We start from the raw sequence: 7,554 nt of genomic DNA, 5'->3' as shown, positions 1-7,554 counted from the left end.
TTTCGTTTCCTGTATTTTCATTTTTTTCTCCTACGGCGACAAGCGCCGTCAACGCGCGGACATTGCCTATTCTTTTCTTTTTTTATCAGAATCACCGCCGAAAGCAACATTTTTTATCTTCTATTTTGTAACCCCTCAGTTATGTGGGTGGATGGCAATTCAATTGGCCAGTCTTCGTAGGGGCCGCGCTTGTCGCGCGCCCGTCTTTATTGAAGAGGACTTCGCAAGCGAAGCCCCTACGGTTTCTCTCTCCCCCTCATAAATGAGGGATTACTCTATTTTTCAAACCGATCCGGATGTAAAATCAACTTTAAGGCATTGTCTTGAAATGAAGCGCATGCTTCCGGGCAAGGTTGGCCGGTCCAAACGCCCGGCCTCAGGCGCGGCTGATTATCCGCCGGCAAAGGCGTGCGCCGCGCCGGTTTAACGGACATTTTGCGCACTGCGGCGCCGTCGGACGGCAGATTGTCTGCCCCAGCGCCACCAGCAAATGGTTCAGGTTCCGCCAGTATCTTGCGGGTACAGCGCTTTTCAAGGCATTTTCCGTCGCCAGCGGGTCTTTTGTGCGGACCAGTCCCAGCCGGTTGCTGATGCGGTGGACATGGACATCCACGCAGATTTCATTTCTTCCGAAGGCCCGCGCCGCCACGAGGTTGGCGATTTTCCGGCCCACGCCCGGCAGAAGCATCAATTCGGCGGCCGTGTCCGGAATCCGGCCGCCGAACAGGCGGTTGAGGGTTTCCGGCAATGCCTTCAATTGCCGCGCTTTCACCCTGTAAAAACCGACCGGATAAATCAATTTTGCGATTCGTGCCGCGGACATGCGTTGAAGGTCGGCGGGGACCCGCGCGGCGCGGGAAAGATTCAGGCAGGCCGCCGCGGTGGTCTGGTCCAGCGTCCTTGAGCTTAAAATGGCCGCGACCAGCGTTTGGAACGGCGTGTTCCCGCACCGCCGGCTTAATCCGGTTACGGGCGCGCGGCTTTTTTTATAGTGCCGGCGCAAAACGGAGATGATTTTTTTTATATCCGTACTTCGGGTCATAAACTGCCGGGAACAGGTTTCCCTTCCCCCTCCCCCGCCCTCATATGAAAACAGCAATTATCAACTTGTAAAACAAAAAAAACGCAATTACTATGGTTTTGTCATTTTTCAGGATAAGCGCAATTCTTTTTTATGATCGCCGCAAGGAAGAAAAGGAGAAAAAGGGCATGAAAGTCATCAATGTTGCTATCATCGGGCAGGGCCGCAGCGGGCGCTACATTCACGGGCAATATCTGAAAACCGATCCCGCGCATTACCGGATCGCGGCGGTGGCGGACCCCATCCCTGAGCGCCGCGCCATGGCGGCCGGGGAATATCGCTGCGCCGTCTACAAGGATTACCGGGAAATTTTCGGGCAACAACACATTGACTTGATTGTTAACGCCTCGCCCAGCCATCAGCACGTTCCCATAACCCTGGAAAGCCTGAAGGCGGGTTTCCATGTGCTTTGCGAGAAACCTCTCGCTTCCAGGGTCAAGGACGCGGATCGCCTGATTGCCGCTTCAAAAAAGCACGGCCGGGTGCTCGCGATTTTTCAACAGGCCCGTTTCGCGCCTTACTTTCTCAAGGTGCGCGAGGTGATCAACTCCGGCGTGCTCGGCCGCATTGTGCAGATTTCCGTTAAGTTCAACGGCTTCAGCCGGAGATGGGACTGGCAGACCCTGCAGAATTGCAACGGCGGCTCGCTCTTGAACACCGGTCCGCATCCCCTGGACCAGGCGCTGACGCTGTTCGGCGAAGGCAAGCCCGATGTGCGTTGTTTCATGGACCGCGCCAACACTTACGGCAACGCCGAAGACCACGTCAAGCTGATCCTGAGCGGGGAGGGGCACCCCCTGATTGACATTGAAATTTCCTGTTGTTGCGCTTATCCTGAGACGACTTACAATGTCTACGGCGCCTGCGGCGGCATGAAGGCGACCCAGAGCAATGCCGAATGGAAGTTTTTCAAGCTTAATGAGGCCCCCCGGCGGAAATTAATCAAAGCGCCGCTCCGCACCCCGGATGGCTCGCCGGCCTATTGCGGAGAAAATCTTTCCTGGCGCGGGGGAAAATGGCCGGCCGAAGAAAAGGCGGGCAAAACCGCTGGTAAAACCGGGTATGTCCCTTCGTCCCCCGGGGCCGATATGTCCGCCGCCTTTTATGCCATGCTCTATAAAAGTCTTACCGCGAACGCGCCGCTGGAAATCACTCCGGAACAGGTCCGCCGGCAGATCGCCGTGATTGAGGAATGCCGGCGTCAGAATCCCCGGATTTACGGCAAGGGCCGCGGCCGGTCCCAACATAAATAAAAATAACGGAACAAGAGAATGCGTTGTCTGAAATGCGGCCACTTGCACGACAAGGTGATTGACAGCCGCTCGGCCAAAGACGGAAACATCATCCGCCGCCGGCGGGTATGTCTGCAATGCGGCTATCGCTTTACAACTTATGAGGAAATCGTCAAGGCCGTTCTGAAGGTAATCAAGCGCGACGGCCGGCATGAGGACCTGGACCGGAATAAACTGGTCAACGGCATCATGCGCGCCTGCCAGAAACGCTCCATCAGCACGGAGCAGATTGAAAACCTGACCGATTCCATCCTGCATGAAATAGACAACGAATACGACCGCGAAGTGCCCAGCAGCATTATCGGGGAAAAAGTCATGGAACGGCTGGAAAAGCTTGACGAAGTCGCCTACGTCCGCTTTGCTTCCGTCTACCGGCGTTTCAAGGACGTCAATCAGTTTTTAACCGAAGTGAAAAGCATTATCAGCCACGAATGATCTGGAACGATACAATTTCATCAACCGATCCCGGCCTGGATACTTTAACCGAACATATTGCCGCCGAAGTGCGGTCGGTCGGCCCGGATTTCACGGACTGGATCGCGCCGCACGAGAGCGGCGCGCTCGCCCGCTCGGTGGCGGAATTCATGTTTCATGCGGACGCTTTTATCCCCCGCCCGCGGGAAGCGCGGCGCGCGGCCAACGGAGTTATGATTCCTTCCGATTACCTCCTGCTCATGACCTGCCGCGCGCTCTGGGCCATCGGCCGGGAGGAGGCCGCCCGGACCTTATTGCGGCTGAAAGGGCCGGAGCTGAATATAACCGAATCATACGGCGACGCGGTTTTCGGCGGCGATTTATTCCCCCGCCTGGGCCATGCGGTGCGCGCGCTGCGTCCTTCCCCGCCGTTCTGGAGCGCCGGCGGTCCCTGCTGGACACTGAACCTGCGGACGGTTTTTTCCTTTCCGGGCGCCGGGCTGGAGTTGACAATCTGGCGCGTATTGCACGCTCTGCTGGGACAGCTTTCCGGACTGTGGGATAGCGCCGGCGGCCGGGGAACATTGGGGCTTAAAAATACGCGCTTTATCGCCGTCAAGATTCTCGGGCACCCCGGCCAATCCCGACATGGCAGACGATTTGCCGCGGAAACGCTCCGTTATTGCCAGGAGAGCCTGCGGACGGCGGCGGAGAAGAAAGAATGGCATTTTACGCCGGCGGTCATGGATTTTGACGTCTGAAAAGTATATATTCGTAACGCGCGGCGGCATCCCCGCCGCGCCTAATATTGATGAAAACACCCTTTGAACCGATTGAAAATATAATCCGGGATGTGCGCCGGGGTAAAATGATCATCGTGGTGGACGACGAATCCCGCGAGAACGAGGGCGACCTGATTGTCGCGGCCGATAAAATAAGCGGCGCGGCCGTCAATTTCATGGCGCGGTTCGGCCGCGGCTTGATTTGCGTGGCCATGACGGAGCAACGTTTGGCGGAATTGCAGATAGCCCGGCCCCGTTTCCAGCGCGCGACCGACCTCTTTAAAACCGCCTTTATGGAATCCGTTGACGCGCGCGCCGGAATCACGACCGGCATCAGCGCGCACGACCGCGCCCGGACCGTACGGGCGCTGATGGCCGCCCGCGCGCGGCCGGAGGATTTTGTCAGCCCGGGGCATGTCTTCCCGCTTGAGGCCCGCGAGGGCGGCGTGCTGCGGCGGGCCGGGCATACCGAGGCGGCCGTGGACCTTGCCCGGCTGGCCGGGCTCAAACCCGCCGGGGTCATCTGCGAAATCATGCGCGACGACGGCCGCATGGCCAGGCTCAACGACCTGCGGAAATTCGCCGTCCGGCACGGATTGAAAATAACCTCGGTGTCCGACCTGATCGCCTTCCGGCGCCGGCGGGAAAAACTGGTCGTCCGTGTCCGTGAAGTCTCCCTGCCGACCGCCTTCGGGTTGTTCACCCTGAAATTGTACCGCTCCGTTCCGGACAACGAGCACCATATTGCCCTGATCATGGGTAATCCCGAAAAAACAAAGGCCGCCCTGGTCAGGGTGCACAGCGAATGTTTGACCGGCGACGTGTTTTCATCCCTGCGCTGTGACTGCGGCCTGCAGCTGGAGGCGGCGTTGAAAATGATCGCCGCCAATAAATCGGGCGTGCTGCTTTATATGCGCCAGGAAGGGCGCGGAATCGGTTTCGCGCAGAAAATTCACGCCTACGAACTGCAGGAGCGGGGTCTTGACACGGTGGAGGCCAATCAAAAACTCGGTTTTTCCGCCGACCTGCGCGATTACGGCATCGGGGCCCAGATCCTGGCCGACCTCGGCCTGAAAAAAATAAGGCTGATGACCAACAACCCGCGCAAGGTGATCGGCCTGGAAGGATATGGCATTGAAATTACAGAAAGAATAGCTATCATATCTCCATCCAATAAATATAACCGGCGGTATTTGCAGACAAAAAAACGGAAGATGGGGCACTGGTTGTAAACCCGCGCTCCGCCTTGAAAAGGAGTAAAAATAAAATGAACGCAAAGGAAATTTCCGGAATGCTGAACGCGCAGGGGTTGAAATTCGGAATAGTCGTCAGCCGGTTCAACGACCTCTTCACCGGCCAGCTGCTGCGCGGCGCGCTGGACTGCCTCCAACGGCACGGCGCGCGGGAGGACTCCGTCACGGTGGTCTGGACGCCGGGCGCCTTTGAAATTCCGCTCGCGGTCCAGCAGCTGGCGCTGGCCGGGAAACACGACGCGCTCATCGCCCTGGGGGTCGTGGTGCAGGGCGCCACGCCGCACGCCGGCCTGATCAATTCCCAGACGGCCCGCGCCCTGAGCCAGATATCGCTCAAGGAAAACATCCCCGTGATAGACGGCATCGTCGCCGCCGATAACCTGGAACAGGCCATTGAACGCGCCGGTTCCAAGGCCGGCAACCGCGGCTGGAGCGCCGCCCTGGCCGCGATTGAAATGGCCGCTCTGCTCAAAAGCATGAAGGCATAATTGACCTTATGTCCACCCGGCGTTCAGCAAGAGAATGGGCCGTCCAATTTCTGTTCCAGAACGATTTCAACCCCGGCGATATAGGGGAAGCTTTGCCGGAATTCTGGCAGGGTACGAACTCCGACCAGCGGTCGCGGCGTTTCGCGGAAGAACTTATCCGCGGCGTTCTCGCCAACCGGCCGCAGCTTGACGCGCTCATGCAGTCCTACGCCGAACACTGGGAAACAAAAAGAATGAATACGGTTGACCGGAACGTTATCCGCCTGGCACTCTACGAGATGCTTTTCCGGCCGGATATTCCCCCGGTGGTCTCCATCAACGAGGCGGTGGACATCGCCAAAAGCTACAGCTCTCTGGAATCAGGCAGGTTCGTCAACGGCATCCTGGACCGGGCCCTGCGCGACCTGCGGCGGCCGAGCCGGGAGGCGGTTGAATAAGCATTTGAAATCATTTAGCATGCAAAATCCGGCTTTTGAAGAACACGAGCGCTGGATGCGCCGCGCTCTTGAGTCGGCGCGCAAAGGCGAAGGACTGACCCGGCCCAACCCGCCGGTCGGCGCGCTCGTCGTTAAAAACAACCGGTTGATCGGAGCTGGATTCCATAAACGCGCCGGGGGCGGCCATGCTGAAATCATCGCCTTGAAAAAGGCCGGCGCGCGCGCCGGGAAATCGGATTTGTATGTTACCCTTGAGCCGTGTTGCACCCGCGGCAGAACGCCGCCCTGCGTCGGCGCCATTATCAAAAGCGGAATCAGCCGGGTTATCGCGGCCGTGCCGGACCCGAACCCGCGCCACCGCGGCCGCGGCCTTTCCGCCCTTAAAAAAGCCGGTTTGGAGGTTGTGTCGGGAATCTGCCGCCGGGAAGCGCAGGAACTGATTGCGCCGTTTAAAAAATGGATTTTATCAGACCGGCCGTATGTTTCCTTGAAAATGGCCTTGTCTTACGACGGCAAAATCGCCGATTACCGCGGGAAATCGCGCTGGCTCACAGGCAAAAAAGCGCGCCGGCTGGTCCAGAATATGCGGCGGCGCGCCGACGTTATCCTGGTCGGCGCCGGCACGGTACTGGCCGATAATCCGTCCCTTTTACCGAACCCGGCCTTTGGACGCCGGCCGTACCGCGTCATTCTTGACGCAAAAGGACGGGTGCCGCCGGCGGCGCGGGTTCTGAATGATGCCGCCGCGGAACGAACCATCATGGCAACCACGCGCCAGTGCCGGCCGCCCCGCCGGCGCGCCTGGGAACGGCGCGGCGCCCGGGTCTGGATTCTGCCCGCCTGCCGCGGACGGGTATCCATCCCGGCGTTGATGGGCAAAATCGGCCGGATGGGATTGCTCCATGTTTTGTGCGAGGGCGGCGCGGAAACCGCTTTTTCGCTCTCCGATTCCGGAATGGTTGATGAATATATTTTTTTTCTGGCCCCCTGTCTGCTCGGCGGCCAAAACGCTCCCTCCGCGCTCGGAGGCCGGGGACGGCGGCTCCCGGGATCCCTCCGATTGCGCTTTACGGAATGCCGGCAAATAGGCAATGATATGCTTATCCGCGCAAAGCCATTAAAAAATAAAACACAATACGTATCGTAATAATGGGAATTGAAATGTCGGCCAACTTTGTGCCTCTGCGCCTTTGCGCCTTTGCGCCTTTTCAGTTATGTTCACCGGTTTAATCCAACAGGTTGGGAAACTGGCCGCCAGGCGGAGCAGCGGCGGCGCCCTGCGTCTTGAAATCAGCGCGCAAAAATGGAACCCGCCGCTGGCCGGGGGCGAAAGCGTGGCGATCAACGGGGTCTGTCTCACCGTCGCCCGGACAACGGAACGGGGGTTTGCCTGCGACGTGCTCGCGGAAACGATTAAATGTTCAAACCTCGGCCGGAAATCAATCGGCGCCGCGCTTAACCTGGAACGGGCCGCGCGGCTCGGCGACCCGCTCGGCGGCCATCTGGTTGCCGGCCACGTTGAAGGACTTGGAACCCTGATCAAGCGCACAACCGACGGCAGAGACTGGACATTAAAGTTTTCCTGCGATAATGCGTTGCTTCGTCAGATGGTCGGCAAAGGTTCAATTTCCTGTGACGGCGTCAGCTTGACAATCGCCTCGCTGGAAAAGACTTCGTTTTCGGTTAATATCATTCCTTTCACCTGGACTGATACAAATCTTCACCAATTGCGAGAAAAAGATACGGTCAATCTGGAGACGGACTTAATCGGCAAATACGTATTCCGGCGGATGGAGCAGGAAGAAAG

Annotated in this window: 10 protein-coding genes; 9 read left to right on the top strand and 1 reads right to left on the bottom strand. The window is 58.3% G+C overall.

The window, feature by feature from the left end; genetic code table 11:
• The coding region (locus PHP98_11025; GenBank protein MDD5484160.1) for a hypothetical protein at positions 1-262 on the top strand (262 nt) is incomplete at its 5' end.
• 114 nt (positions 263-376) lie between these two features.
• Here PHP98_11025 and PHP98_11020 read toward each other — a convergent pair.
• Positions 377-1,042 (bottom strand): endonuclease III, encoded by a 666-nt coding sequence (locus PHP98_11020; protein ID MDD5484159.1) that lies wholly within the window; start codon positions 1,040-1,042, stop codon positions 377-379.
• A gap of 167 nt (positions 1,043-1,209) precedes the next feature.
• Here PHP98_11020 and PHP98_11015 point away from each other — a divergent pair, with 167 nt between their 5' ends.
• From PHP98_11015 to PHP98_10980, 8 genes are all read left to right on the top strand, one after another.
• Entirely contained in the window at positions 1,210-2,334 is a 1,125-nt protein-coding gene (locus tag PHP98_11015) for a Gfo/Idh/MocA family oxidoreductase (protein ID MDD5484158.1), read from the top strand.
• Between the two features lie 18 nt (positions 2,335-2,352).
• Positions 2,353-2,808, top strand: a complete 456-nt coding sequence (gene nrdR / locus PHP98_11010) for a transcriptional regulator NrdR (protein ID MDD5484157.1) — start codon at positions 2,353-2,355, stop codon at positions 2,806-2,808.
• Positions 2,805-3,548: a hypothetical protein gene (locus PHP98_11005; protein MDD5484156.1), complete on the top strand. Its 744-nt coding sequence runs from the start codon at positions 2,805-2,807 to the stop codon at positions 3,546-3,548. Before nrdR ends, PHP98_11005 begins: the two co-directional genes overlap by 4 nt.
• A 50-nt stretch (positions 3,549-3,598) precedes the next feature.
• Complete coding sequence (locus PHP98_11000; protein MDD5484155.1) at positions 3,599-4,801, top strand: bifunctional 3,4-dihydroxy-2-butanone-4-phosphate synthase/GTP cyclohydrolase II; 1,203 nt, start codon at positions 3,599-3,601, stop codon at positions 4,799-4,801.
• Positions 4,802-4,836: 35 nt separating this feature from the next.
• The gene (ribH, locus tag PHP98_10995) at positions 4,837-5,310 is read left to right on the top strand and encodes a 6,7-dimethyl-8-ribityllumazine synthase (protein MDD5484154.1); all 474 of its coding nucleotides are present in this window, start codon (positions 4,837-4,839) and stop codon (positions 5,308-5,310) included.
• A gap of 8 nt (positions 5,311-5,318) precedes the next feature.
• Entirely contained in the window at positions 5,319-5,747 is a 429-nt protein-coding gene (nusB, locus tag PHP98_10990) for a transcription antitermination factor NusB (GenBank protein MDD5484153.1), read from the top strand.
• A 19-nt stretch (positions 5,748-5,766) separates the two neighbouring features.
• Positions 5,767-6,894, top strand: coding sequence for a bifunctional diaminohydroxyphosphoribosylaminopyrimidine deaminase/5-amino-6-(5-phosphoribosylamino)uracil reductase RibD (ribD, locus tag PHP98_10985; protein MDD5484152.1), 1,128 nt, complete (start codon positions 5,767-5,769; stop codon positions 6,892-6,894).
• Between the two features lie 67 nt (positions 6,895-6,961).
• Positions 6,962-7,554: riboflavin synthase (locus tag PHP98_10980; protein ID MDD5484151.1), on the top strand; the 593-nt coding region annotated here is incomplete at its 3' end.

It is taken from the genome of Kiritimatiellia bacterium (assembly GCA_028715905.1).
Classification (GTDB): Bacteria; Verrucomicrobiota; Kiritimatiellia; order JAAZAB01; family JAAZAB01; genus JAQUQV01.
This window is presented reverse-complemented; position numbering and strand designations above follow the sequence as displayed.